This window comes from Candidatus Protofrankia datiscae (assembly GCF_000177615.2).
In the GTDB taxonomy this organism is placed as follows: domain Bacteria; phylum Actinomycetota; class Actinomycetes; order Frankiales; family Frankiaceae; genus Protofrankia; species Protofrankia coriariae.
On the sequence record NC_015656.1, the window covers coordinates 3,730,359 to 3,756,209 of the forward strand.

23 protein-coding genes are annotated in these 25,851 nt (G+C 71.2%); 5 read left to right on the top strand and 18 right to left on the bottom strand.

The window, feature by feature from the left end; genetic code table 11:
* Nucleotides 1–91: 91 nt before the first annotated feature.
* From FSYMDG_RS15480 to FSYMDG_RS23320, 5 genes are all read right to left on the bottom strand, one after another.
* A complete protein-coding gene (locus FSYMDG_RS15480; protein WP_043603760.1) occupies nt 92–511 on the bottom strand; it encodes a TOBE domain-containing protein in 420 nt (139 codons plus the stop codon).
* Nucleotides 512–770: 259 nt separating this feature from the next.
* Nucleotides 771–1,526, bottom strand: a complete 756-nt coding sequence (thiE, locus tag FSYMDG_RS15485) for a thiamine phosphate synthase (RefSeq protein WP_013874343.1) — start codon at nt 1,524–1,526, stop codon at nt 771–773.
* A gap of 38 nt (nt 1,527–1,564) precedes the next feature.
* Nucleotides 1,565–1,924, bottom strand: coding sequence for an Rv2175c family DNA-binding protein (locus FSYMDG_RS15490; protein ID WP_050803557.1), 360 nt, complete (start codon nt 1,922–1,924; stop codon nt 1,565–1,567).
* A gap of 29 nt (nt 1,925–1,953) precedes the next feature.
* Nucleotides 1,954–3,549, bottom strand: coding sequence for a Gfo/Idh/MocA family protein (locus tag FSYMDG_RS15495; protein WP_013874345.1), 1,596 nt, complete (start codon nt 3,547–3,549; stop codon nt 1,954–1,956).
* Nucleotides 3,550–3,665: 116 nt separating this feature from the next.
* A complete protein-coding gene (locus FSYMDG_RS23320) occupies nt 3,666–4,265 on the bottom strand; it encodes a DCC1-like thiol-disulfide oxidoreductase family protein (RefSeq protein ID WP_013874346.1) in 600 nt (199 codons plus the stop codon).
* Nucleotides 4,266–4,699: 434 nt separating this feature from the next.
* Here FSYMDG_RS23320 and pknB point away from each other — a divergent pair, with 434 nt between their 5' ends.
* On the top strand, nt 4,700–6,637 hold the full coding sequence (gene pknB / locus FSYMDG_RS15505) for a Stk1 family PASTA domain-containing Ser/Thr kinase (protein ID WP_043606739.1): 1,938 nt from the start codon (nt 4,700–4,702) through the stop codon (nt 6,635–6,637).
* A 203-nt stretch (nt 6,638–6,840) separates the two neighbouring features.
* On the top strand, nt 6,841–8,040 hold the full coding sequence (locus FSYMDG_RS15510) for a DUF5667 domain-containing protein (protein ID WP_013874348.1): 1,200 nt from the start codon (nt 6,841–6,843) through the stop codon (nt 8,038–8,040).
* 160 nt (nt 8,041–8,200) lie between these two features.
* Here FSYMDG_RS15510 and FSYMDG_RS15515 read toward each other — a convergent pair whose 3' ends face one another.
* The 5 genes from FSYMDG_RS15515 to FSYMDG_RS15535 all read right to left on the bottom strand — a co-directional run bounded on the left by FSYMDG_RS15515 (nt 8,201) and on the right by FSYMDG_RS15535 (nt 14,041).
* Nucleotides 8,201–9,559, bottom strand: a complete 1,359-nt coding sequence (locus tag FSYMDG_RS15515) for a class II 3-deoxy-7-phosphoheptulonate synthase (RefSeq protein ID WP_013874349.1) — start codon at nt 9,557–9,559, stop codon at nt 8,201–8,203.
* A gap of 206 nt (nt 9,560–9,765) precedes the next feature.
* A complete protein-coding gene (locus FSYMDG_RS15520; RefSeq protein ID WP_013874350.1) occupies nt 9,766–10,791 on the bottom strand; it encodes a 6-phosphofructokinase in 1,026 nt (341 codons plus the stop codon).
* A gap of 228 nt (nt 10,792–11,019) precedes the next feature.
* On the bottom strand, nt 11,020–11,544 hold the full coding sequence (locus FSYMDG_RS15525; RefSeq protein WP_043603767.1) for a polyadenylate-specific 3'-exoribonuclease AS: 525 nt from the start codon (nt 11,542–11,544) through the stop codon (nt 11,020–11,022).
* Between the two features lie 115 nt (nt 11,545–11,659).
* On the bottom strand, nt 11,660–12,850 hold the full coding sequence (locus FSYMDG_RS15530) for a hypothetical protein (protein WP_157491031.1): 1,191 nt from the start codon (nt 12,848–12,850) through the stop codon (nt 11,660–11,662).
* Between the two features lie 306 nt (nt 12,851–13,156).
* Entirely contained in the window at nt 13,157–14,041 is an 885-nt protein-coding gene (locus tag FSYMDG_RS15535; RefSeq protein ID WP_013874353.1) for a lysophospholipid acyltransferase family protein, read from the bottom strand.
* Between the two features lie 410 nt (nt 14,042–14,451).
* On the opposite strand from FSYMDG_RS15535, the gene FSYMDG_RS15545 reads away from it, so the two are divergent.
* From FSYMDG_RS15545 to FSYMDG_RS15560, 3 genes are read left to right on the top strand one after another with little or no spacing between them, the layout of a single operon-like run.
* Complete coding sequence (locus FSYMDG_RS15545) at nt 14,452–15,243, top strand: alpha/beta hydrolase (protein ID WP_013874354.1); 792 nt, start codon at nt 14,452–14,454, stop codon at nt 15,241–15,243.
* A 21-nt stretch (nt 15,244–15,264) separates the two neighbouring features.
* Nucleotides 15,265–16,104 carry a hypothetical protein gene (locus FSYMDG_RS23325; RefSeq protein WP_013874355.1) on the top strand — a complete coding sequence of 280 codons (840 nt, stop codon included), beginning with the start codon at nt 15,265–15,267 and terminating at the stop codon, nt 16,102–16,104.
* A 59-nt stretch (nt 16,105–16,163) separates the two neighbouring features.
* The gene (locus tag FSYMDG_RS15560; protein ID WP_013874356.1) at nt 16,164–17,429 is read left to right on the top strand and encodes a TIGR00300 family protein; all 1,266 of its coding nucleotides are present in this window, start codon (nt 16,164–16,166) and stop codon (nt 17,427–17,429) included.
* 115 nt (nt 17,430–17,544) lie between these two features.
* Here the strand turns inward: FSYMDG_RS15560 and FSYMDG_RS15565 are convergent, their stop codons facing one another.
* The 8 genes from FSYMDG_RS15565 to FSYMDG_RS23340 form a co-directional block, all read right to left on the bottom strand.
* Nucleotides 17,545–18,531 (bottom strand): ROK family glucokinase, encoded by a 987-nt coding sequence (locus tag FSYMDG_RS15565; RefSeq protein WP_013874357.1) that lies wholly within the window; start codon nt 18,529–18,531, stop codon nt 17,545–17,547.
* Entirely contained in the window at nt 18,528–19,277 is a 750-nt protein-coding gene (locus FSYMDG_RS23330) for a hypothetical protein (protein WP_013874358.1), read from the bottom strand. Before FSYMDG_RS23330 ends, FSYMDG_RS15565 begins: the two co-directional genes overlap by 4 nt.
* Complete coding sequence (locus tag FSYMDG_RS15575; RefSeq protein ID WP_083828308.1) at nt 19,274–20,476, bottom strand: ArsA family ATPase; 1,203 nt, start codon at nt 20,474–20,476, stop codon at nt 19,274–19,276. Before FSYMDG_RS15575 ends, FSYMDG_RS23330 begins: the two co-directional genes overlap by 4 nt.
* A 15-nt stretch (nt 20,477–20,491) precedes the next feature.
* Nucleotides 20,492–20,926, bottom strand: a complete 435-nt coding sequence (locus FSYMDG_RS15580) for an SRPBCC family protein (protein ID WP_013874360.1) — start codon at nt 20,924–20,926, stop codon at nt 20,492–20,494.
* 354 nt (nt 20,927–21,280) lie between these two features.
* On the bottom strand, nt 21,281–22,048 hold the full coding sequence (locus FSYMDG_RS15585; RefSeq protein WP_013874361.1) for a metallophosphoesterase family protein: 768 nt from the start codon (nt 22,046–22,048) through the stop codon (nt 21,281–21,283).
* A gap of 437 nt (nt 22,049–22,485) precedes the next feature.
* On the bottom strand, nt 22,486–23,187 hold the full coding sequence (locus FSYMDG_RS27220) for a hypothetical protein (protein WP_193353071.1): 702 nt from the start codon (nt 23,185–23,187) through the stop codon (nt 22,486–22,488).
* 157 nt (nt 23,188–23,344) lie between these two features.
* A complete protein-coding gene (locus tag FSYMDG_RS15595) occupies nt 23,345–24,484 on the bottom strand; it encodes a glycosyltransferase family 4 protein (RefSeq protein WP_013874363.1) in 1,140 nt (379 codons plus the stop codon).
* Nucleotides 24,485–24,731: 247 nt separating this feature from the next.
* On the bottom strand, nt 24,732–25,802 hold the full coding sequence (locus FSYMDG_RS23340; RefSeq protein ID WP_050803560.1) for a hypothetical protein: 1,071 nt from the start codon (nt 25,800–25,802) through the stop codon (nt 24,732–24,734).
* Nucleotides 25,803–25,851 lie beyond the last annotated feature (49 nt).

Genomic DNA, 25,851 nt, shown 5'->3' on the forward strand with positions numbered 1-25,851 from the left:
CAGGGCTCCGGAAACGCTGGAAGCCCCGGAAAACCCCGGAAGGACCGGACGGGCCGGAGGGAACCGGCCGGCCACCGGTTGTCGTGTGGCGTCAGCGACGCTGCGCCGGCAGCTCCATCACCACGTTCGTCGACTTCACCGAGGCCACAGCCACCACGCCCGGCTCGAGGCCGAGCTCGTCGGCGGACTCGCGGCTCATCAGGGACACCACCCGGTGCGGACCGGCCTGGATCTCGACCTGGGCCATCACACCGTCGCGTACCACCCGGGTCACGATGCCGGGAAAGCGGTTACGGGCCGACTCCCCCACCACCGCGGCGTCCGCGGCCGGCGGTCGGTCGCTCGAGGCCGCGAGCTCCTTGCTGAACTGGGCCAGCGCGGCACCTTCGACGGCCTGCCGACCGCTGCTGTCCCGTACCAGTGGCAGCCGTCCGGCGTCGGCCCACCGTCGGACGGTGTCGTCGCTGACGCCCAACAGACCGGCCGCGTCTGAGATCCGCAAAGTCGCCATGCATGCACCATAACCAGCGTATCTACGGTTTGTCGCGTGCACCGGAACCGAATACACGGTTACTTCGCGCACCTCGCCGCTGACACTGCCGCTGACCGCCGCTGACCGCCGCAACTGGCCGTCACCGCTGACGCACGAACATGCTACGCGACCGGCCGTCCCGGACATCCGGGCAGCTACGGCCGGCGGACGCAGCCGGCGGAACACAGCCCGCGGGAGACGGACGGCGGAAGACGGACAGCGCGGGCCGGCCATGGTGTCAGGCCTCGGCGCACCCGCCCGCGCCGTCCGGGTGATGGCTCAGGGCCGCGCGCAGCCGGGTGGCCAGGGCCGTGACGGCCGGCCCCGGCTCGGCGGCCTGCGTGATGCCCCGGACGACCACGACCCGCCGGGCGCCGGTGTCGAGCACGTCGTCCAGCGTGGTGGCGTCCACCCCGCCGGTGACGAACCAGGGCTTGGCGCCGGGGGTGAACGGGGGTGCGAGCCGGGCGGCCAGGCGTGGTAGCTCCAGCCCGACCGGCGGACGCCCCTGCTTCGTGGGCGTCGCCCACACCGGGCCGACGCAGAAGTAGTCCACGTCGGGATCCTCGATCGCCGCGGCGAGCTGGTCGGGATCATGGGTGGACAGGCCGATCAGCACGTCCGGGCCGAGCAACTGGCGGGCCAGCCGGGGCGGGATGTCGTGCTGGCCGACGTGCAGCACGTCCACGCCGGTGAAGGCGGCGAGATCGGCGCGGTCGTTGGCGGCGACCAGCGCCCCCCGCCGCCGCGCGACCTGGCGCACCACGGCGAGCCCGTCGGCCTCGAGCTGCCACTCCAGGCCCTTCTCGCGCAGCTGGACGACGTCCACCCCGGCGGCGACCACCTCGTCGAGGAAGGCGGCCAGTTCCGGCCGCAACCCGAGACACAGGTACAGCCTGGCGTCGGCCAGCCGGACCAGGCGGGCTTCCGCCTCCGCTGACCGCGTGTACGACGACGCATATGACGACCGGGGGGCATCGACGTCCTGTGTCATACCCTCGACCCTACGGCGGCGCGGGCGGCTGGAAGGCGCTAGAAGGCGAGGGCCTGGGCCCGGCGTTTGACCTCCCGGCCACGGTTCTCCGCCAGGGCACGCACAGGGGTGCCGGGCAGGGTCGGGTCCTCCCGGAAGAGCCAGTCCAACGACTCCTCGTCGGAGAAGCCGGCATCGGAGAGCACGGTCAGCAGGCCCGACAGGCCCTTGAGCACCGTGCCGTCCTGGATGAACTCGGTCGGAACCCGCAGTACGCCATCTGAGCGCACGGCGAGCAGTTTGCGATCCCGCACCATCTGACGCACGCGCGTGATGGGTATCCCGAGCCGGTCAGCGACGTCGGGCAGGGTCAGCCATTCCACGGTCAAAGTAAACACCGAGAAACGGCCATTGGTCATACCGGGGTGAGGGTCGTACGGGGTGATGGTCATACCGGCGCGACAGACCCCCCACCAGCGGCCACCGACTGGCTGGCCGCCTCCATCACGGCGACCACCCGCCGGGCCACCTCCGCGGTGTACTGCATGGGCCAGCCGGAGACGAGCAGGTCGGCGAGCTGATTGTGGAAGACCGAGGTGACCGGTGCCGGCGGCAGCGGCAGCCTGGTCCGGCTGCCGTCGGCGGCGACCAGGTTCAGGTGGACGGCGGGGGTGGCGAACATCCGCTCGGCGTGTCGCCCGGGCCGCGGGCCGGGGATGACCGGCTCGGTGGGGACCTCGCTGACGATCGAGCCGGCCGTTCCGATCACGTGGAACCTGGGCAGCGCCGCGGCGGCGAGATCGGAGATCGTGATCTGGGCCTCGGTACCGCTGGCGAAGTGCAGCAGGATACGGGTGTGGTCGGCGTTGCTCACGTGGTGCCACACCCGCTTGTGCGCGGTCGCCGACACCCATTCGACGGGCCCGGCGAGCAGGTCGAGGATCCAGTCCAGGGGAGCGAAGCCCCGGTCGTAGACGGCCCCGCCGCTGACCCGGGCATCGTCGTGCCAGGTCCCGGGCGGGCGCGTGTAGGCGCTCTGGAACGTCTCCAGCCACAGCACGTCACCGATCGCACCCGCTCGGACCGAGCTCTGCAACGCACGGCAACCAAGATCGTCTCGCTGGTCGGGATGGACCGCCAGGATGAGCCCGCGCTCGGCGGCCAGGCCCGTCAGCTCGTCGGCTTCCCGAGTGGTCAGGCAGAACGGATGCTCGACCACGACGTGCTTGCCGGCCTCGAGCGCCCGCACCGCCCACTCCGTGTGGGTGTGCGTCGGAGTGACAACGATCATCAGATCGATCTCGGAGTCGTTCACCAGGTCCGCCGGATTGGCGATCCGGCGGACGGTACGGTCCCCGCCGCGTCCCGGCGGGCGCGACGCGCCGTCACAGATCGCGGCCATCTCCAGACCTTCGGTGACGTCGACGGCCATGTGGTGGAAGGCGGCGGACTCGGCCGTCCCGAGCAGCCCCACCCGTACCGGCGGCGCGTCCCGCACGCCGAGGGCGTGGCGCAGCCAGCGTCCGATCAGACGGTGGTAGGCGGGATCGGCCAGCGTCCGGTCACCCGAACCGAGCGTGAGCATGCCCAGGCCCGTCGACGGACGCCAGGTGCACACCGGATGCACGGTCAGCTCGTGACGCACCATCAGCAGCTGTTCCACGTCGTCGGCGAGCTTGTCGGGCACGACCCACTGGTCGACCGGCCGGAAGTCACCGAGCCGGGTGGTGAACTCCGCGCCGTCCGGGCCCGGCAACAGCCACAGTTCGTGGACCGGCGTCACCCGGCCCGGCACCAGCCCGGACGCCTCCACCAGCGGGCTGTCCGGCGGCAGCGACCGCAGGGTGGGGCCGGCGAGCAGCACCGGGACGGACTGGCGGGCACGGTCGAGCACGTCCTGCTCGCCGCTGTCCAACGGTCGGTCGATGAGGACGAGCAGCGCATCCGCGGACCGCGCGGAGGTGGGCCCGAGCCCCGCACCCCTGAGATGGTCACCGAGTGCGCTGGCGCCGGGAAGGTTCGAGACCAGGTGAATCCGGGGCACGCAGGCACTGTAGTGAATTAGCCCACCGGCAAAGCGACGGGGGTCCGCTCAGGAAACACGGACGACCAAGAGGATCAGTGCAGGAGGATCAACGTAGAAGGATCTGTGTGGGAGGATCAGCGCGGCGGCGTACCCGTCGGGTCACAGCCACCGGCCGGCGTGCCCGTCCACAAACCCCGCACCCACAGCCACAATCCGTGCCAGGTCGGTACGGGTAACCGATGTCGGTTGCGACATGTCCGGACATAGACAGCGGCGGCGATCCGGCCGGGCAATCGGCGGCGGAGCAGATTTCCCAACAGCCGCCAGGGCTGCCCGGAGATGGCCAGCCACGCGACCACCGCCTGCGCACCCGAGCACGCCGTGCCGTCCACCTGGCCGTCCACATGGCCATCCGTCTCGCCGCCCGTGTGGCCGCCCGTGCGGTTGCGCACGTCGCCGTTCACGTCGCCGTTCGTGTCGACCCACCAGACGGCCTCCCGCGCCTGCCGCTCGGTCAGGCCGAGTCCGCGCAGATCTACCGCCTGCCAGGGCTGGACGTCCGGCACCGGGCTGAGATGGTGGGCGAGAAGAGCGACGGCGGCCTGACAGAAAGCGCAGTCACCGTCCCAGACGAATATCGGGCGCGGGCGCGCGCCCGTCTTCCCGGGCGAATACCGGATGTTCCCGGACGAATACCGGATGCCGACACCCGTGGGCGTCCGGTTTTGACTCACCGGCGGCCTCCCGACCCTCGCGCCAGCGGTCCTTACGACAGCCGGCTCTATCAGCATCCGGCTCTATCGGCATCCGGTCCTGTCGACAGCCGGATCTGTCGACAACTCGGCCGTCCCGACATCTGTGCGCTATCCCGGCATCACGCTCATCCCGGCCATCCCGGCCATCCCGGGATGCGGACCGCTGGCCGCGCGAAAAACCATGGTCGCCGCCTCCGGCGGCCCGGCTGCCGTGTCGGCCCGGCCGGCAGGGGCGGCACCGGCCCCCGCCGGCGTCCGGGCGGATGGCCCCCGTCGCGGCGCCGGCCCACCCGTTCATACTGGGATGGGTTCGGATCGACTGGGATGGGGTATGGCCCTGCGACGGGTTGGGCACAGGTATGGCCGTGGTGCCGGATTCCGGCGCCATCCACGGGCGCTCTAAGCTGTTGACCGTGGACGCGACCGTCGCAGACCCCGTCATCGGACGGTTGCTGGACGGGCGCTACACCGCGCAGGAACGCATCGCGGTTGGCGGTATGGCGACGGTCTACGTCGCCCACGACAACCGGCTTGACCGGCTGGTCGCCCTGAAGGTCATGCATCCCGCGTTCACCCACGACGAGGACTACCTCCGCCGCTTCCAGCAGGAGGCCACCGCCGCCGCGCGGCTGAACACCCCGTGCGTCGTCTCCGTTCTCGACCAGGGCCGCGATCACGGTCCCAGCGGCCCAGTGATCTACCTGGTGATGGAGCTGGTGCGGGGTCAGACCCTGCGCCAGCTCATCGGCAGCCGCGGGCGGCTGACCCCCACCGAGGCCATCGAGATCATCGAGCCGGTCCTCGAGGCGCTCGCGGCGGCCCACAACGCGGGGATCATCCACCGCGACATCAAGCCGGAGAACATCCTGCTCGGCCATGACGGCCAGGTGAAGGTCGCCGACTTCGGGCTTGCCCGCCCGCTGAACCAGGCAACCCATGCCATGACACAGGGTGTCGTAATGGGGACCGTTGACTACTTGGCGCCCGAGCAGGTCAGTGACGGCTCCGCCAGCCCCCGCAGCGACGTCTACGCCGCCGGGGTCGTCCTCTACGAGATGCTCATCGGGGTGCTGCCCCACACCGGCAGCACCCCGATGTCCGTGGCCTACCAGTCGGTGCACGGCGAGGTCCCCGCGCCGTCGGCGGCCGCGGAGGGCATCCCGGCCGAACTGGATGCGCTGGTGCTGCACGCCACCGCGCGTGACCTGGACATGCGCCCGGCCGACGGCACCGCCATGCTCGACGAGCTGCACCGCGTCCTGCCCTACCTGCCGGCGCCGGCCGCGGGCACTGTGCACACCGCGGCGCCCGGCGGCGGTGTGCACAGTGCCCGCGGTGCCGGCGCTCGCCGGCGCAGCCGCCCACGGGCGACCGCCGGCTTCGCCCTGGGGAGCCGGCGGTCGCCCGAGTGGCGCTACCGGCTCCTGTCACGCCGGTTCCGCGGCAGAAGGCCGGTGCTGGCGGCCGTGACCGCGGCTGTCGTCCTGCTCTGCGGGATCGTCGTGGCCAGCAGGGCGCTGTCCGGGCCGGGCACGGCGCCGGTCCCCCCACTGGTGGGCCTCGACCAGGCTGCGGCGGTACAGGCGCTGACCGACGCCGGGTTCACCGTGGCCTACGACGAGGCCGCCACCAGCGACACCATCCCCGCCGGAAAGGTCATGGCGCAGGAGCCGGACGGCGCCGTCAGGGCGACGCGCGGCAGCACCGTGCGGATACGCCTGAGCCTGGGCCGGGCGAAGGTCCGGGTGCCGGACGTCGCCACCCTGTCGGTGGCGGAGGCCCAGGCCCGGCTGACCCGCCAGCAGCTCAACCTCTCCACGACGCCACGCACAGAGGCCAACGACACGATCCCGGCCGGCAACGTGATCAGGACGGAGCCCGCCGTCAACACCGAGCTCGCTGCCGGCGCCCAGGTGACACTGATCGTCAGTTCCGGTCCGGCCATGGCGGTCGTCCCCAACGTGATCAATGTACCCATCGCCACAGCTCAGTCCCAGCTCGGCGCTCTCGGCCTGAAGGTGACACGGCTCGACGTCAACGACGAGACCGTCCAGAGCGGGAACGTCATCCGCACCTCCCCTGACCCGGGGCAGCCAGTCACCCGCGGCTCGGTGGTGACAGTGCTGGTGTCCAAGGGGCCGGTGGACGACGAGGACCGCGGCGACCTGGTCGAGGTGCCCAACGTCATCAATCAGAAATATCAGAACGCGGCCCGCGAACTACAACGCCGTGGACTGCGGCCCGAGCGCAACGGCTTCGTCTTCTTCGACGACACGGTGGTCAGAAGCACGGATCCGCCCCCTGGTACCAAGGTCAAAAAGGGCACCAAGGTGACCCTCACCATCGGATAGTCCCGGTAATCGTCACATGGCTGTTCCAGGCGGGCATTTTTCCCGGCATACTTCGGCTGTCCGGACGAATCACCCTCGGCCGTGGGGGCGGAATGCGTGCCCGAACGGGGTGTCCCTGGTCATCATGGGGGCCGACGGTGTATCCGGGTGGTAGCGAGCCCCCGGTCGGCACACCGTACTAGGGGGAAACAGGGGGGACTCCGGTGGGAGTACTGCTCACGGGGCGACGAGCCGAGCGTTTCGACCGGCTCGTCGACGGCGGATCGCCGGCCGCTCACCCGGATGACCGCGAGCGGCTGACCGTGGTCGTGGCGCTGCGCGCCCATGAAACGGTGTCGCCGCGCCCCGAGTTCCGTACGGCGCTGCGCGCCCAGCTGCTCGCCGAGAGCCTGACCGCCGGAACCGAAACTCCGAAGACCGCCGCCGCGGCCTCACCGGCGCCGGGCGCCACGACCCCCGACACCCCGAAAACCCCGGCCCCGACGGCAGACGCACCATCGGCGAGAGGCCCGGGGTATCTCGTGCGCACGCCCGCCCAGCGGGGTCTGTTCGCCTGGGCCACCGCGTCCCGGACAACCCTCGCCCAGCCCACCACCGGCCCGCGTCCGATCCTGCTCGGCGCCCTCGCGGCGTCGGTGATGGTGACCGGCGTCGCCGTCGGGACCCATCGGGCGGTCCCCGGCGAGCCGCTGTACGGGCTCAAGCTGCGTGTCGAACACATCCAGCTCGACCTCACCAGCAGCCCGGTCGAAAAAGCCAAGATCCATCTCGGCATCGCCCGTAGCAGGCTCAGCGAAATCAATTCGATCATGGACGACGGGCGGCTGCCGAAGAAGACCGTCGAGGTGCGCAACCTGCTGGCGGCCTGGCAGCAGGAGGCGTCCGCCGGCGGGAACGTCCTGGTCACCGAGGCCCGTAACGGCAGCGAGGACGCGTTGCGGACCGTCCAGGACTTCACCGACGACCAGTCGCGGGACCTGCACGTCCTGCTGGACAACCTGCCGGACGGCCCCCTGCACACCATGACCGCCGAAGCCCTCGACTACGTGCACGGCGTCCACAACACCCTCAGCACCGGCGAGCGCACACCGCCCGCGAAGGACACCCCCGGCCGGGTGGACGCCTCACGCTCGCCGCGATCGGCCCCGTTCTCCGTCTTAACCCCTCCCGTGGCCGCGAGCCCCTCCGCCCGCCCCGGTGGCAGCCCCACGCCGCCGCGGCCGACCCACTCCACGGGCGGCGCCCACAGCCCGCAGGCACCGGCCACGCACGCCTCCGAGCGGCCCTCCGCCCCGACCGACGCGACGCCCACCAGCGTGCCCAAGGCGCCGGAGATAGCGCTGCCGGCCGATACGGACGAGCCCGTCCAACCGGTCAGCACCGGCACTGGCGGACCGGTCTGAGCACCTGTCGGCCCGGGCGTTCCCAGGCGTCCCCGACAGGAGATGATCACTCGACCTGAGCGCATGATCACCAGAATGGCGATCATCGGTCTGGGGTCGCCTGCCGCGGCCCGGGAGGAACGCCGGCCCGCGGCCACCGCGTGGGATCACCCCGTGGGGATCAGCGACCCTGTGAACGGGCCACGTTGATCTGCTGCAGCATCTCCGCCACGAGGAAGGCGAGTTCCAGGGCCTGACCGGTGTTCAGCCGCGGATCGCAGGCGGTCTCGTACCGGCCGGCCAGATCCGCCTCGCCGATGCGCTCCCCACCACCGAGGCACTCGGTGACGTTGTCCCCGGTCAGCTCGATGTGGATCCCCCCGGGATGGGTGCCAAGCTGCCGGTGGACCTCGAAGAAGCCGAGCACCTCGTCCAGGACGTCGTCGAAGTGCCGGGTCTTCACACCGTTGATGTCCCGGGTGTTGCCGTGCATCGGGTCGCACGACCACACCACCGGATGCCCGGCGGAGTTGACCTTCTCGACGATCGCGGGCAGGACGTCCCGGATGCGGCCGGCGCCCATCCGGGTGATGAGCGTGAGCCGGCCGGGCACATGGTCGGGGTTGAGCCGGTCGGCGAGCGCCAGCACCTCGTCGGGCGACGCCTTCGGGCCCACCTTGCAGCCGAGTGGATTGCCGATCCGGGACATCAGGTCCACGTGGGCGCCGTCGAGGTCACGGGTCCGTTCGCCGATCCACAGCAGGTGCGCCGAAAGATCGTAGATCGAGCCGGTGGCGTCCTCCTTGCGGGTGAGCGCCCGTTCGTAGTCCAGCAGCAGCGCCTCGTGGCTGGTGAACAGCTCGACGCCGTGCAGCGTCGGCGTGCGCTCAAGCTCGATACCGCAGGCGGCCATGAACGACAGGGCCCGCTCGATGTCGGTCGCCATCATCTCGTAACGGCGCCCGGCCGCCGAGTCCCGCACGAACGCCTTGTTCCACTCGTGCACCTTGGACAGGTCGGCGAAACCGCCGGTGGCGAAGGCGCGGACGAGGTTCAGCGCGACCGCGCTGGCGTGGTAGGCCTCCAGCATCCGGCCCGGATCGGGCCGGCGGGCCCGCGCCGTGGCTGCGATGTCGTTGACCGCGTCACCGCGGTAGGACGGCAGCCCGGTGCTGGCCTCGATGTCGGCTGAACGGGGCTTGGCGTACTGGCCGGCGATCCGGGCGACCTTGACCACCGGCACGCTCGCGCCATAGGTGAGCACGATCGCCATCTGCAGCAGCGTCTTCACCTTGTCGCGAATCTTGTTGGCGGTGTTCGCGGCGAAGGTCTCCGCGCAGTCGCCGCCCTGCAGCAGAAATGCCTCGCCCCGGGCGACCGCCGCGAGCCGTTCGGTCAGAATCCGCACCTCGGGGGCGACCACCAGCGGTGGCAGTGTCGCCAACCGGTCGCGGACGGCGGCCAGTTCCCCCTGGTCCGGCCAGTTCGGTTGTTGTTTGGCCGGCAGGGCCCGCCAGGCGTCGAGTTCCTCCACAGTCATACAGGGTACGGCCCGGCCATGGGCGCACGTCGCCCAATCCCCGGTGTCACACCATCCGGTGTCACCCGACGGCATCCGGCCGGGTGCCGGCTTCCCGGCCACTTTCCGGCCGGCTGCCCAGGCCCCGCGGCCAATTTCAGCCGGTTCAGCCGGTTCAGCCGGTTCAGCCGGTTCAGCCGGTTTCCCGGCCCTTCGCGGCGGACTTCTCAGCCGAAGAAGACCTCGGCTTCGGCGTAGAGCTCCTCCGGCACCAGTTTGAGCTCCCGGGTCGCCTCCTCCAGCGGCACCCGGTCGATCCGGGTACCGTGCAGCGCCACCATCGTGCCCCAGTCGCCGTCGTGCGCGGCGTCGATGACGTGCAGGCCGAAGCGGGTCGCCAGCCACCGGTCGAACGCCGTCGGGGTACCACCCCGCTGGACGTGGCCGAGCACGGTCGCGCGGGACTCCCGCCCCGTCCGCCCGCGGATCTCGGTCTCCAGAACGGTGGCGATCCCCTGCAGCCGGACATGGCCGAAGGCGTCGAGCTCCCCGTCCTTGACGACCAGCGAACCGGCCACCGGGACAGCGCCCTCCGCCACCACGATGATCGGCGCGTAGTGGGAGGCGAAGCGGTGCTCGACGAAGGCGCAGACCTTGTCGATGTCGAACGGCCGCTCTGGCAGCAGGATCACGTTGGCCCCACCGGCCAGCCCGCTGTGCAGCGCTATCCACCCCGCGTGGCGTCCCATCACCTCCACGATGAGGACGCGGTGGTGACTCTCGGCAGTGGTGTGCAGCCGGTCGATGGCCTCCATCGCGATGTTGACAGCGGTGTCGAAGCCGAAGGTGTAGTCGGTGGCGGACAGGTCGTTGTCGATGGTCTTGGGCACGCCGACGACCGGGATGCCCTCGTCGTGCAGGCGGGCGGCCACCCCCAGGGTGTCCTCCCCACCGATCGCGATCAGCGCGTCGACCCCGTGCGCGGCCAGGGTCTGCCGGATACGCGCGACACCGCCGTCCTCCTTGTAGGGATTTGTACGACTGGATCCGAGAATAGTGCCACCCCGCGGGAGAATTCCGCGTACCGCCTCCACCCCGAGCGGGACGGTGGCGTTCTCCAACGGACCTCGCCAACCATCCCGGAAGCCCACGAAAGAATATCCGTAGACATCCGTGCCCTTGCGGACGACCGCCCGAATGACCGCATTCAGCCCGGGACAGTCCCCACCACCTGTCAGTACTCCGATCCGCATTCCATGCACCTCCTGGCGGGCCGAAGAAGGCGCGATCTTCCTTTTCTCGCGCCCGGCTCCCCTGATCACCCGATGCTCTTCGACCGGTGACGAGCCGCTCCTGTCAGTCCGGAAGCGTAATCCCACGGAGAGGATCGAAGAAACACATCCGCCGCCCGTGGCGCGGGGAATTCCCCGGCCCGGCGGCCGTACTTCACGGAAGTTTCACCGCGATCCTCGCCGTGATCCTCAGCGCGTGGGGGCCGGGGACGGGCAGGTCCGCAGCGGCGCCAGAACCCGCCAGCGGTCGAGGTTGTGCCGGGCGTCGGCGAGCGCGTCGTGGGCGTCGGGCGGCGGGGGCGGCAGCGGTGGCCGGCCGACCTCCTCCCAGAGCTGGCGCAGATCCCGGGTGAAACGAGGAAGGAACCGGGGCAGGTCGGTCATCGTGCCGAAGAGCTGGCAGAGCACCACATGGTCGTAGGCGGCGTACCAGGCCCACAGTTCCGGCGGCCCGGCCGCGCCGAGGAAGGCGACGACGTCGGAGCGGATGCGCGCCCGCCTCCGCCAGCTCGGATCGGACGGCGGCGGAAGCTTGTCCAGGACGTTGCGTCGCACCCACGGCACGGCGAAGGCCGGGTCGAACTCGGTGGACACGGCGTAGTACTCCCGGCTGCCGTCCTCGCTGACGATCCCGATGCTCACCAGATCCAGCCAGAGGTGACCCCCCTCCGAGCGCTCGATGAACTCGGTGTCGTAGAGATAGCGGCTGGCCACCGGTCCAGTCTGCCCGCCGGTCGTCCGAAGGGACGCGCTCATTCGCCGCGGGGGGAGGCCGGGCCGTGGCTGTGGTCGCGACGCAGCCTCGACCACAGCCCGGCGAGGACGACCGTCATCCCGGTGGCGCCGGCCAGCGGCAGTGCCCACAGCAGCATGCCGTTGACGTTCTCGTCAGCGCTGCGCCCGTCGGCCCGGCCGGCGGCGGCCGGGCCGATGGCGGCCGGGCCGCCGCCACCGCCGGCTGCCCCGGCCGGGGCCGCGGCAGCACCCGGGGCTGTGGTCGTCGCGCCGCCGCCGGGCACGGATCACCCGGCGGCGGCGGGGCGACCGGCGGGGCGCCACCAGCGGACGCGGGCTCCACCCGGACGTCCACCCGGGCCGCCGCGGCGTCGGTGACCAGGCAGACCACACCCGCGCCGGGGGCCGAGACGACCGTGGCCCCCGACACCCGCACCAGGTAGCCGTCAGGGTAGGCCTCGGCCGGCACCCGGATCTCGGTCATCGTCCCGGGCCGGAAGACGTTCCCCGCCGGCGACACCGGCAGGTAGGACAGCGCGAGCAGCCGCCCGGACGGGTTGTAGGCCAGGCTCACCGGAACACCCGCGACCGCGGCCGGATAGGGCCTGGCCAGTGCGGCGAGGAGCGGGCCGGTGGGCGGCCGGTCGAAGAACCAGCCGATCTGGGTGCTCTCGGCGGCCGACAGCAGCCGCTGCACGGTCGCCGGATCCCCACCCGCCCAGCCGACCAGCAGCGCGGCCTCGTCGTTGGTCGCCGTGCTCGCGGTCGGGTCGAACAGGGCCGGGCCGCTGCGCCAGAGCAGATGATGGGCGTCCTCGAGCCGCACGGCGCCGGAGAGCAGCGGGGAGTTCGCCGACGCCTGAGCCGCCAGCTCGAAGCCGACCAGGCCGGCGACGTCACGGAAGCGGCTCGACAGCCGCCGCAGGCCCGCGGCGAACGCCTCGTCCCCGGCTCGGGCCGCGGTGGCGGTCGGCACAATTTGGATCATTACGCGCAGGCCCTGCCCGGTGACGGTCGCGACGGACGCGGCAAGCCGGTCGAGCCCGTCACCGACAGTTGGACCAGCGCCAGCGGGCGGCCGGGCCTGGCCGGCGACAGCAGCGGCACCAATGGCCTGGCCGCTGAACGTTCCGTCGGCCTCCATCCGCACGCCGAGGCGTGCCGCGGTGAAGCCGGCGGCGGCCCACCGCGCGACGATGGCCTGGTCGAGGACGGTGTCGGGGGGCACCGACACGCCGCGTACGAACAGCATCCGGCCGTCGAGATCGACGGCGAAGCGCCCCACGCGCAGAACCGTGCCGGCGGGCGGTTCCGGCGCCACCGACCGTACGGGCGCCGGGCTCGCGACACTCGGATCCGGTGCCGGCTGGGCCCAGGCCACGGGTACGGCACCGGCTACCACCTGGATGGCGACCGTGGCGACAGCAGTCGTCAGGGCGAGCCGCCGCGGGGCAGAGCGCGTTCCCGCCGGCCGGGCTGCCCGCGGCCGACGCCGGCGTGACGGATGGTCGGGCGCCGTGAGATCCGCCGATGCGTGCACATCGACCATCCTGCCGTGCCAGAACGACCAACAGCCGGCCCGGGCCGGCGATCAGCCCGCCTGGCGGGTGTCAGTCTGGTCACCCAGGCCCGAGCGGCCGGCCTTGTGACCGCCCCGCCGGCGGGTCCGCGGGGCACGGGGTGCCGACGGCTTCGTCCTGGCCTTCGCCGACGACCGCTCGACCGTACGACCGGCGCCCTCGCGGCCGGGCTCCCCGTCCCCGTCAGAGGAGCCGTCAGCTCCGCTCGCCGCCTCGCCCGTGGCGGCGATCTCGCTTTTGACCCGCTGCGCGTACCTGTCGACGTACTCCTGGCCCGACAACGCCATGAGCTCGTACATGATCTCGTCGGTCATGGACCGGAGCACGAACCGGTCGTCGACCATGCCCTCGTAGCGGCTGAAGTCAAGCGGCCGGCCAATGCGGATGCCGACCCGGCGGATCCTGGGCAGCAGCTTCCCCTGGGGCTGCACCTCGAACGTGCCGATCATCGCGACCGGAATGACCGGAACCTTCGACTCCAGCGCCATCCGGGCAACACCGATCTTGCCTCGGTACAGCCGGCCGTCCGGTGAGCGCGTGCCCTCCGGATAGATCCCCAACAGTTTGCCGCGTTGGAGCACCTTCACACCGCTGCGCAGCGCCATGTCGCTGGCGGCCCCGCCGCTGCGGTCGATCGGGAGCTGGCCCGCGCTGGTAAAGAACAGCCGCTTCAACCAGCCCTTGAATCCCGATCCGGTGAAGTAGTCGCTCTTGGCCAGGAAGGTGACCCGGCGCGGCACGACCAACGGGAGGAACAGGTGGTCGGAGAAGGACAGGTGGTTGCCGGCGAGGATGGCGGGGCCCCGTTCCGGGATGTTTTCCAGTCCCTCCACCCACGGCCGCCAGAACAGCCGCAGGATAGGGGTGAGAAATGCCTTGACGACCCAGTACAACACGTCAGCTCCCGGTGTGGTCGCCCGCCAACATCGTCTCGACACGCATCGGCCCGACACGCCCGCACACGGTGGCCGGGACAACCCTATGGAACCGGGGTGGCTCCGTCCACCACGGGGACCGTCGCGGACGGCCGACCCGCCCACGGCGGCTCGGGGCCGGCGCGAACGCGGGATGCGGCGCAGCCGGCCCCGAACACGGCACCACTGAACACCCCACCATGGAACGCGGCACCACCGAACATGGCACCACCGAACATGGCACCGCTGAACACGGCATCGTGAAGAGCATGGCCTCTACCCGCCCGGCATGCGAGCATGCTGCGGAACCGGTCCGCGCGACGAAAACAGAACAATCCCCCGCCTCCACGGAGTGCGGCCGATCGCGCGCAAGTAACGAGAGGGCGGACACCATGGCAGGCGTACCACGGCGTTCGGTCACACCGGGTACTTCGGTCGTACCCGGTGCGGAGCCGTTCGAACACGACGGCGGCGACACCGGGGTGCTGCTGATCCACGGATTCACGGGCACACCTCAGAGCATGCGCCCCTGGGGCACGTTCCTCGCGGAGGCGGGCCTGACGGTCTGTTGCCCGCTGCTGCCGGGCCACGGCACCCGCTGGCAGGAGATGAACGGCACGACCTGGCACGACTGGTTCGCAGCGGCCGAAGACGCCTTCATCCGCCTGCGGGAACGCTGCTCGACCGTCTTCGTCATGGGGCTGTCCATGGGCGGCACCCTGACCCTGCGGCTGGCGGAGGTGTACGGCCCGGCGTTGACCGGAGTGGCCACGGTCAACCCCAGCCTCGGCACCGATCGGAAGGTGGCCGCGCTCGCCCCGGCGCTCTCCCGCGTGATCCCCTGCGTGGTCGGGGTGGGCAGCGACATCAAGGCCGCGGGTACGGCGGAGGTCGCCTACCGGCGCCTGCCCCTGCGGGCCTTCGTCTCCCTGCGCGAACTGTGGGCGGTGACAGTGGCGGACCTGGGGCGTGTCACCAGCCCGATCCTGACCTTCCGCAGCCGCGTCGACCACGTCGTCGAGGCCACCTCCGGACGGATCCTGCTGGCGGGCGCGACATCGTCCACCGTTTCCGAGCGCATCCTGGAGAACAGTTACCACGTCGCGACTCTCGACAACGACAGACACACAATTTTCGAGGGAAGCCTCCAGTTCGTCGACACGCACACGGTTGTCTCGAGGTGATCGAGGTGATCGAGGTGAGTCGTGCCTGACCTGCCACCATCTGCCGGTGGCCCGCCGCCGGACGCGGGTGGAGCGTCCGGCGGCCCGGCGTACGGACAGCCGCCGCAGGCCGGCCCGCCCGACGCCGAGGCGGGTGGCGCCAGCGCGCCCGGCGCCACCGACCACCGTGGGATACGCCGCGGCGATCCGCCACCCGGGGACGACGGCAGGCCGAAGGAGGATGCGGCCGTTGCCGAGCCGCCGGTGACGGCCGCGGACGCCTCCGGCGGGGACAGCGACGGCGGCGATGCGGAAACGGATCAGGACACCGACCAGGACGCGGTCTTCGCCTCGCTTGTGGCCCGTTTCAACGCCGAGCCCGTGGAGCGGACCTGGCCATCCAGCGAGGACGTCACGGCACGCAACGAGGACGTCACGATGCACACGGAGCCTCCGGGCGCGATCGTGCGTCCGGTCTGGCGCTTACCGCTCGACCCGGGCCAGCAGAAAGATCATATTCTCTTTCCCGTGGACGACAGTGCGGCCACCGGCCCCGCCGGTGACGGACCGAAGATCGATCCGCCGGGCATCCCGGATGATGCCGACGGCTACGACGGCCCCGATGACCCGTCCGACCACTACGACCCACCACCCCCACCGCCAGCACCTCGCATGAAACCCACCACCCGGTGGGCGTTGTGTTCCATCGCCGTCGGCGTCGCGATCCTGTTGGTCCCCACGATTGCCGGGATCGACCATGGCAGGCCCTATGACGTCGGAGGAGTCATGCTTGTGCTGGGCGGAGTCGCCACACTGGTGTTCCGAATGGCGGATCGGCCGCCCACCGACTCGGCGGACGGTGACGATGGCGCGGTCGTCTGATCCGGATTCGCCGGCAGGCGGACCGGGCACCCACGTCAGGGCAGGGAAGGGGCGGCTGCGTGGAGTTCCACGAGAAGGTCGAGATACACGGTCACCTGATGGACACCGGCATTCTCGCCCGGGTACTCGACGACGTTCTCAGTTACGGGGGCGACTACGAGATCAGGAGCATCGATCTCGGCGCGACCCACGATGACGAGTCGCACGCGACGATCGTCGTCGGGGCCGACTCGGCGGAGCAGCTGACCCGCATTCTCATGCGGATCAAGGCCTATGGCGTCAACAGTGTGGAACCGGGTACCGCGCTGCTGCGGGCGGCCGACCGAGACGGGGTCTTCCCCCCCGACTTCTACTCGACCACCAACCTGGAAACCGTGGTCCGCCTCGGCGGCCACTGGGTGCCGGTGGAACATCCCGAGATGGACTGCGGCCTTGTCGTCTCCGACGGGCGGGTACGCACCATCCCGGTCTCCGACGTCCGGGCCGGCGACATGATCGTGTGCGGCGTGTCCGGGGTGAAGGCCGTCCTGCCGGTGACCGACCACTCGACCCGGTTGTACGGCACCTTCCAGGCCCTGTCGTCGCAGTCCGTCTCGTCGTCCACCACCCTGCTGGCGCCGCAGCGGCAGGCCGTGCTGGTCCGCGCGATCGCCCGCCAGATCCGTGAGCTCAAGGCGGAGGGCTTCGGGGTGCTGTGGGTGGCCGGGCCCGCCGTCGTGCACTCCGGCGCCACCCCGGCCATGGTCGCGCTGATCGAGGCCGGCTATGTCGACGTGCTCTTCTCCGGCAACGCCTTCGCCGCCATCGACATCGAAGCGGCCCTGTACGGGTCGGCGTTCGGCAACGAGCCGAGCCGCGGCAAGGGCGCCGAGCGCGGGCACGAGCAGTACATCCGGGCGATCAACACGATCCGGCGCGCCGGATCCATCGTCGCCGCCGTCGACGACGGCATCCTGACCAGCGGGATCATGCATGCTATCGTCAAGGCGAACAAGAAGTTCGTCCTGGTCGGCTCGGTGCGTGACGACGGCCCACTGCCGGACGTCCACACCGACGTGCTGGCCGGCCAGCGGGCCATGCGCGAGGCCCTGCGCGGGATCGGGCTCGCGATAATGATCGCCTCGATGCTGCACTCGGTGGCGACGGGCAACATCCTGCCGGCGTCCATCCCGGTGGCCTGTGTGGACATCGATCCCAGCAGCGTCAGCAGGATCGCTGACCGCGGGTTCTCCCAGGCGGTCGGTGTGGTCACGGATGCCGGGCTGTTCCTGGAGCAGCTGGCCCAGGAACTGGTCGCCGACTACCGCCCGGACACCATCCGCTGATCGAGCTGGCCGCGCCGGCCTGGCAAGGCCGTCCGCGTCGCCGTCCAGCTCGATGACGAACCGTCCAGTGACATATTGAATTCTTTTCAACAACACAAAGTTGCTACAGTAACGTTCAGCTACGGGTCAGGTCGGCGGCGCCGACGATGCCGCCCCAGGCTGCGAGCTGGGCTGTGACGATCCGTGCCTCGGGACGGTGCTGGCGGGCCGACAGGCTGTTCGCGAACTCCACGCGGGCCGGGGCGAGAAGAAGATCACCAGCCTCCGACACCCCGCCGCCGAGCACGAAGAGACCGGGATCGAGAATCGAGGCCAGGCTGGCCATCGCCCGGCCCAGCCAGGTACCGACGTCCTCGAAGCACTTCACCGCGAGCGGATCACCCTCCCGGGCGGCCTCGGTGACCGCCGGACCAGTAAGAGCGCCCACCTCGCCGCCGGCGAGCTCCAGCAGGCGCCGGCCCGCCGTCGGCGAGGTCGTCACCAGCTCACGGGCCTTGCGGACCAGCGCGTTGCCGCTACCGTACGCCTCCAGGCATCCCCGGTTCCCGCACCCGCACAGACGGCCGCCGGTCACCAGCTGCATGTGCCCGATCTCCCCGCCGAGCCCGAACCGCCCCCGGTACAGCCGGCCGTCGAGCACGATCCCGCCGCCGACACCGGTTCCCACCGTCACACACACCAGATCCGGCTCGCCGCGGCCGGCACCGAAGCGGTACTCCCCCCAGGCCATCGCGTTCGCGTCGTTCTCCACGACGACCGGCAGACCGGTGCGGGTGCTCACCTCGTCCCGTAGCGGCTCGTCACGCCAGGCGAGGTTCGGCGCGAACAGCACCCGCGAGCGGTCACGGTCGATCAGGCCCGCCGCCCCGATGCCGACCGCCCGCACCGGCCGCGGCGCCACGGCCGCTCGCAGCTCGCCGACCACCTCGCCGATCAGATCGGCCACCGCGGACGGCTGCTGGCTCGGCGTCGGCCGCCGCAGCGACGACAGAACCGCCCCGGCCCCGTCGACAACACCCGCGGCGACCTTCGTGCCACCGACATCCACGCCGATCACCAGATCGGGCTGTGAGCCGTCCCTACCCGACGTTGTGGGGGTCACTCGACATCGATCCTCTGAACACGCGGCCCGGGCCCCGGCCGCTCAGTTGTCCATCCCCTCACAGCAGTGTCCTCGACGGGGCCGGTACCGGCCGTTGCCGCGCTGCCCGTGCCGGTGTCCGGACGGCCGGCGAGGACCGCCCGCACCGCCGCCGCCAGCGAGGTTGCCGCGGCGAACAGGTGCCCGGCCACCTCCGGTCGGCCCGCGGCCAGGGTGTTGACCAGCCGGCAGAGCGGACACACCTGGCACATGTTCATCGCCGCGGCGTCTGGACGGGCCTCGTGGTGGTCCTCCGGACGCAGGCCGCAGTCGCAACCGGCACCGCCGCCCGCGTCACCGCCGGCGCCGCCGGACGGTGTGGCGGCGCGGCGCCCGGATCCCGTCCGCCCGGGACCGGTACCCCCAGTATGGCCGACATGATCGTTCTTGCCGACGTGGGTGTCGTCACCAGAACGACCGTTGTGATCGGTATAGCCGTTGTGATCGGTATAGCCGTTGTGACCGGCATAGCCGGCGTGATCGGCATAGCCGGTGTGATCGGCATAGCCGGTGTGATCGGCATAGCCGGTGTGATCGGCATAGCCGGTGTGATCGGCATAGCCGGTGTGATCGGCATAGCCGGTGTTACCCGCGTGGGCGTGGGCGGTGTAGGCCTGAATCCCCGGATTTGTGAGCAGGAGGTCACGCACAGCCGCGGCGAGCAGAGCGGCTTCCTGGGCGAGCGGACCCGGCGCCGGCATGGTCATGTGCGCACCCACAGGTCCGGGTCGGGTACAAAGGACACCACCAGCCGATCGTCTCGCAGCACCGCGCCGGTGACGTCACACCGCCGCAGCGCGGACGGCAGGGTGAGCATCCGCCGCTGCGAACCGACCGAGACCATCAGCTCGTCCGCGCCGACCCTGGCAAGGGTGATCTCGGAACGCTCCACGAACGGCAGGGCGATCGAGATCGAGAAGCCGTTCCCGGCCCGTTCGACCCGCAGCGGGCCGATCCCGGCCCGCCCGCCCCCGAGGACGGCGACCGGGTCGAGGGCCGAATAGGTGCCCGCGGCAAAGGCCGCGAGCTCCTCCAGGCCGACCGGCTCCCCGGCTCGGTAGGCCGCGCGCAGGACCGGGATCGGCGCGAAGGACAGCTCGACGGCCGCCAACTGGTCACGGTGGGCGGCCGCCCAGCCGGCCCGCCAGGCATCGCCCCCGGCTGCGGTGTGCACCCGGTTGGCCACCATGGCGTCCACCCCGAACCCGTGCAGCGCCAGCGCGCCCACCGCCGCCCTGGTCCGGGAGACCACGACGGTCTCGGGGGTCAGCACGAGCCGCACGCTGGAGCGCGCCGGGTCGGACAGGACGTCACGGACCTCATCCATGATCTGCTGAAGCCGCGCGGTGGCCCCGGCGAGCGGTCCGGCCACGGAGTCCGGCCAGGTGGGACGACCCAGCCGCCACGGGCTGCCGCGCAGCAGGTGGGCGAGCCGGCCGTCGATCGGGACGACTCGGCGCAGATACCACAACAGCGTTTCCGGCAGGGTCAGCAGACGCAGTAAACGGGCGATCGGGCCGGCGTCGACCACGACGACGTCGTAGTCCCCGGATCTGAGCTGGTCGAGCAGGTACACCAGGGCCAGTACCTCGCCGGCGCCGGGCAGCACCGTCAGCTCACCGGGCTCGATCGGATCCGCTCCGGTGGCCTCCCACAGCCGGCCCAGGGCGGCCCGTATCGTCCACCAGCGGTCCTCGAAGGCGCGCTGGGTGTCCACATGCTGGGCGAACAGGCCGGTTTCGATCTCGATGGGAGCCGTGTCCAGCGGATGGTCGAGAACCGCCGCGAGACCTCCCGCCGGGTCCGCGGACATCACCAGCGTCCGGTTACCGCGCTGGGCGGCCAGCGTGGCCGTCGCAGCGGCGACCGTGGTCGTCCCGACGCCCCCCTTGCCCGCGAAGAGCACGCATCGCACGCGTGGTCAGCTCTCGAGGTGTTTCTTGAGATCCCTCAGCGCGGCGTCGACGACACCGTTCTGCACCTTGCGCCGGATCAGACTCGGAATCTTGACCTTCAGCTCGACGGTGAGGTCGTAGGTGACCTCGGTCCGGCCGTCACCGAGGTCGCGCAGAACGTAGCTGCCGTTCTGCGCGACCAGGTTTTTTCCCTCGACGAGGGTCCAGCTCACCGAATCGTCACCGCACCAGGTGTATTCCGTGACGAATTCCTCCTTCGCCACCACCGCGTTGACCAGGAAACGGGCCTGTCGGGGACGGCCGTCCGGGCCGGGCGCGACGACCTCGGCCCGTTCCACCGGCCCTGACCAGGTCGAATATGCACCTATATCGGCAATCGCTGCCATCACAGCCGCGGGCTTGGCATTGATCGTGGTGCTGGCTCGGGCGTGCTCCGCCATTGGTGACACTGCCTCCACAACTCGCCCGGGCATACCCGACACTGCTGGCATCCCGGTTGCATCCTGGCTACTGAGACATCCAGGATCTCTCCACACGCCAGGATAATCATCCTGACCAGTCGACGAGGCTACCGGACCGGCCACGGACACGGCGGGTTACCACCGGGTGTGTCCGTGGCCGGCGGGTCGTCCGCAGGCCATCCCCAGGCCATCCACGGGCCATCTGCAGGCCATCCACGGGTCGTTGACAAATCGCCGGAGATCGTCAACAGGCTGCCGATCGCATGGCCCGACACCCGGACGACCAGCGCCTGCGGCGGGCCGCCGACCGCTCGAGCACCCGCGGTGGGCTGCCTACCACTCGAGTACGAACGGCGTCCCCCGGGCGTTGAAATGCCCGACGTTGACGCAGCGAGTCGACCCGATGTCGAGCACATCACGGTACGGCTGGTGAACATGTCCAAACAGAACGTAACGAGGCTTCATGTCGTGAATGGCCTCCAGCACCGCGACGCTGCCCCGTTCGTAACGCCGGGCCACCGTGTCGTACACAAGCTCGGGCAGGTGCGGCGGAATGTGGCAGCACAGCACGTCCACCTCCCCGACCGCCGCGACCTTCGCGGCGTAGGTCTCATCGTCGATCTCGTACGGGGTGCGCATGGGGGTGCGTAAGCCCCCGCCGACGAAACCGAACCGCAGCCCGCCGATCTCGGTCGTCTCGCCGTCGAGCAGCGTGACACCGTCCCGCAGATAGTCCAGGTAGAGATGCGGGAGATCGACGTTGCCATAGGTCAGGAAAGTCGGCGTGGGAAAGGCCGCGAACAACTGTTCGTACTGCCGGCGGATCGCCTGCTCGATGATCGCCTGCCGGTCGTCGCCCAAGGTGGCCCACAACCCGTGGGACCATTCACGGGCTTCGTCGAAACGCTGCTCGGTCCGCAGCCGAATCATTTTCCCGACCGCCTCCGGGCCGAACAGGTCACCCATGATCCCGCGGCGGTGATCCCGGTAGTCCACGTAAAGAAGAAGGTCCCCGAGACAGATGAAGGCGTCGGCCCCCTGCCCGGCGGCGGCAAGCGCGTCTGCGCGGCCATGAACATCACTGACCACATGGACCCTCATACCAGCCAAGCCTACGGTCACCCCGTCCGAAAAACCCACCTGACGCAACCCGGCCGCCACCCGAGAACCCCCGCCCCGTACCCGCGCCCAGATCGACGGGCAAGCCCGCGAACGGAGCGATGACGTAACTTCCGTCTCTTTCCGGCCCCGTTTTCGACGTCACGGCTCCGTTCGCCGGGCCGGCGGATCCCGCGCGGGCGCTGGGCCGGCTTCCCGGGCGGTGCTGGTGGGGAGGTTGCTGGTGGGGCGGTTGCTGGTGGATGTGAGGCTGCCGCTGCCCGGGTGTTCTGTGGGTTCTTGGAGGATCGCGCGGGGGCTGATCCGGACCACGGGCCGTCGCTCGGTGAAATGCCGGATCGTTGCTCTTCGTGCGCCGTGTCCCTCGGCGGGCTCCAGCACACCGGATGGTCGCCCCGGTGGACGTCCCCAGACGCGCCTCAACGGTGTACGGGGCGCCCTGGGGAATCGGCGGACGGCGCCCGTGGCACAGCGGGCCCCACGGGTTCCGCCGGTTTCACGGCGCGCATGACCGGTTCCGCGGATTCCACGAGTTCCGCGGTGGGCGCCACGGATTCCGCCGGTTCCGCGGACCGTACGGCAGGTTCTGCGAACCGCTCGGGTCGCCCGGTGGGTTCCACCGGCCCCACAGCGGGCCCAGCGGGAGCGGGCCCAGCAGGAGCGGGCCCAGCAGGAGCGGGCCCGGTGGATGCCGCGGGCTGCGGTGGAGGCGCCGCCGCGGGCTCGCCGGGCGCGCGGCCCGCCTCAAGGACGTCCTTGAGCACGTTGAGCTGGCGTTTGGTGTGCAGCGAGCGGTGCTGTGCCCAGCGTGCCGCGGCGCGTGGACGCAGCCGGCGAACCTCGGCCGGCCGCCCCCGGCGGGTGACGTCCGCCCGCAGGAAGACGTGCGCGACGACACCGTCACCCCACGGCTCGAGCCAGATCTCGCTGGTCCCGACCAGCGCGCCGGTCACCGTGAAGCGCAGCCCCTCGGCGCCACGGTCCTGGAAGACGGTGAGCTCGAGATCCGGCCACAACACGCGCCACCATGCCGGATCGTGGACCGCCGCGGACGCCACAGCCGGGTCGACGGCCAGGAAGACCTCGTCGACGAGATCGATCTGCACGGGCGAGGGACTCACGTCCGGGATCATGTCAGACAGCGGGCCCCGGCGGGCGGGACACGGCCGCGGCGGCCGTCGCGCACGGCCAGCGCAGTCGCGCACGGCCAGCGCATCGGTCGGGCCCCAGCGGCCGAGCGCCGGTGGACGGGACACGACGCGATCATGCCCGTCGCGATCATGCCTGTGCCGTGCCCGGGAGCAGCAACAGGTCGCGCAGCCTGGCCGCGAGAACGTCCCAGCGCCAGGCCTGCTCGACCCAGGCGCGGCCGGCCGCGCCCATGGCCCGGGCCCGGTCGGGGTCGGCCAGCAGACCGCCGACCGCATCGGTCACCTCCCGCAGGTCGCCACCGTCGACGACGGTCCCGGTCCGGCCGTCGAGCACCGCGTCCGGCGCCCCACCGCTGCGCCCGGCGACGACCGGCAGACCCGCGGCCGACGCCTCCAGGTAGACGATCCCGAGGCCTTCGACCTCCAGGCCCGCCCGCCGCGTCCGGCACGGCATCGCGAAGACGTCACCGGCGGCGTAGTGGGCGGGCAGTTCCTCCCAGGGGACCGAACCGGTCATCACCACGTGCTCGGCCACCCCGGCGTCCCGGGCCAGCCGTTGCAGCGCCGGCCGGTGCGGGCCCCCGCCGACGAGCAGCAGCGCCGTCCCGGGCACCCGGCGGCGCCAGGCCGGCAGTGCCCTGATCAGCATGTCCTGCCCCTTGCGCTCGACCAGCCTGCTCACACACACCACGACCGGACGGCCGGCGAGGCCGTGTCGCCGGCGGATGTCGTCGCGTCCCACGCCCGGCCGGAAGAACCCGGTGTCGACGCCGCCGGGCAGCCGGACGAGGGCCGGCCGGCGGCCGAAGGCCGGCGCGAGCCGCGTCCTGGTGTAGTCGGTCAGGTAGGTGACGGCGTCGACCGTCCGCCCGATGCGGCGCAGTACCTGCCGCGGGCCCGGCAGCACCGCCCAGCCCACCTCGTGACCGTGCGTGCTCGCGACGATCCGGCCCACCCCCGGGTCGCGGCGCAGGCCGGCCGCGAGCAGGCCCAGCGGCGCGGCCGCCCCGAACCAGACGGCGTCGCACTTCTCCGCGCGGGCGATCGCCCGGGCCCGGCGCAGCACGTCCGGGACCGGCAGCATCAGGGTCGTCGGATGCCGCACCACGGGGAAGGGCGCTGCCGCGTCGAACGCTGACGCGCCCCGCCACGCGGGAGCGTAGACGATCATCTCCGTGGCGGGTAACCGACTGGCGAAATTGTACACATATGCCTGAATTCCACCGGGACGTGGCGGAAAGTCATTGCTTACGACCAGTACCCGCATCGGGCCATCCTCCAGCATCCCGCCAGGCCGCCCCGGTAACGGGCAGCCTGCGACAGGAGACATCCCGAGCGGCGCCGGACGCCTCCCCCGCCGCGACGGCAGCCGAGCGACGGCCCGGGGCACTCGGAGTATCGCCCCGCCTGCCCCGCCGCCGTAGTGGCGGCCGACCGCCGTACGCAGACAGCCCTCACACGGCGGCACGCATGTACGGCAGCGCGTCCGTAGCCTCCCGACAACCATCGAACAGTCAGGAATGTAACTGTACGTCCATATATGATCTCCACTGTGCGATGAAATCGGCCTCGGTGACGCCCAGAACCGCCCGCAGCGCATCGGCCAGCCGCGTCCGTGGATCGCCGGCGCCGGTCCCGACCTGCCGGTAGAACCTGATCAGCCCGTCCAGGCCGACCCGGTCCGCGATCAGCCGGCAGGCCAGCCACGACTCCTGATACCGGACGGGGACGCTGCCGTCCGTCGCAGAAAACGCCGCGTCGTCGGGCAACGCGTCCGGTAACCGGCCCGCGCGCACCTCGGCGGCCAGTTCCGTGGCTGCCCGGGCCACCGCCAGCCGTACGCCGGCATGGCCCACGGCCTCGGCCAGCCCCTCCACCAGCCACGTCGGGGTGCCTGCCCCGGTCACGTCGGCGCTGGCCAGGTGGGTGAACTCGTGCCGCAGCACCACCTGCCGTCCCTCGACGCTCAACCGGTCGTAGACCTCCGGGTTGACGATCACACGGCCGACGCCCGAGCCGCCACCTCCGATGCCGCTGTCGGTACCACCGGGCGACACGCCAGGAGCACATCCACCAGGCGGGCACCCTGGTGACGCGGTGCCGCCGTCAGTGGCGTCCCCGCTGCCGCCACCGGACAGTGCCCTGGCAGCCGCGGACGCTCCGGGCCCCCGGGCCTCCCGCGGAAGCACCACGACCGCGGCCTCACCGTCGGCGCCTGCCCGTCCTGACTCGGCGCGGAAGCCGGCGCCGCCCGCGGGAACCTCCACCACGACCCGGTCGGCCCACGGCCCGTCCCAGACGGTACGCACATAGCGCAGGGCCTCGTCGGCGTCACGACGTATCTCGACCAGCCGTGAGGTCGGCAGGTCCCCGACGACCGTCAGAGGCCCAGCAGCCCCCTGCCCAGCCGGCTCTGGTGTGGGCTGTAACCGGGCCGCACCGGCCGCATCCTCATGAGCGGCGTTCCACTGATCATCATGTTCCTGACCAGCGCGTTCCTGGCCGGCATAGTTGATGACAGCCAGCCCCACCCCGACAGCGACCACCACGCAGACCGCCAGCGTCACCACCGACGCCGCCAGCACGCGCCGCCGGAGCCACCGCCCGGCCCGACTCATCCGGCCGTGACGCGCC

Excerpts from the sequence above, each read along its gene's own strand:
- FSYMDG_RS15595 (WP_013874363.1), bottom strand. The coding sequence starts at position 24,484 with ATGCGGGTACTGGTCGTAAGCAATGACTTTCCGCCACGTCCCGGTGGA.
- FSYMDG_RS15580 (WP_013874360.1), bottom strand. The coding sequence starts at position 20,926 with ATGGCGGAGCACGCCCGAGCCAGCACCACGATCAATGCCAAGCCCGCG.
- FSYMDG_RS15490 (WP_050803557.1), bottom strand. The coding sequence starts at position 1,924 with ATGACCAATGGCCGTTTCTCGGTGTTTACTTTGACCGTGGAATGGCTG.
- FSYMDG_RS15515 (WP_013874349.1), bottom strand. The coding sequence starts at position 9,559 with ATGACTGTGGAGGAACTCGACGCCTGGCGGGCCCTGCCGGCCAAACAA.
- FSYMDG_RS15520 (WP_013874350.1), bottom strand. The coding sequence starts at position 10,791 with ATGCGGATCGGAGTACTGACAGGTGGTGGGGACTGTCCCGGGCTGAAT.
- FSYMDG_RS15480 (WP_043603760.1), bottom strand. The coding sequence starts at position 511 with ATGGCGACTTTGCGGATCTCAGACGCGGCCGGTCTGTTGGGCGTCAGC.
- FSYMDG_RS23330 (WP_013874358.1), bottom strand. The coding sequence starts at position 19,277 with ATGACCATGCCGGCGCCGGGTCCGCTCGCCCAGGAAGCCGCTCTGCTC.
- FSYMDG_RS15585 (WP_013874361.1), bottom strand. The coding sequence starts at position 22,048 with ATGAGGGTCCATGTGGTCAGTGATGTTCATGGCCGCGCAGACGCGCTT.
- FSYMDG_RS15545 (WP_013874354.1), top strand. The coding sequence starts at position 14,452 with ATGGCAGGCGTACCACGGCGTTCGGTCACACCGGGTACTTCGGTCGTA.
- thiE (WP_013874343.1), bottom strand. The coding sequence starts at position 1,526 with ATGACACAGGACGTCGATGCCCCCCGGTCGTCATATGCGTCGTCGTAC.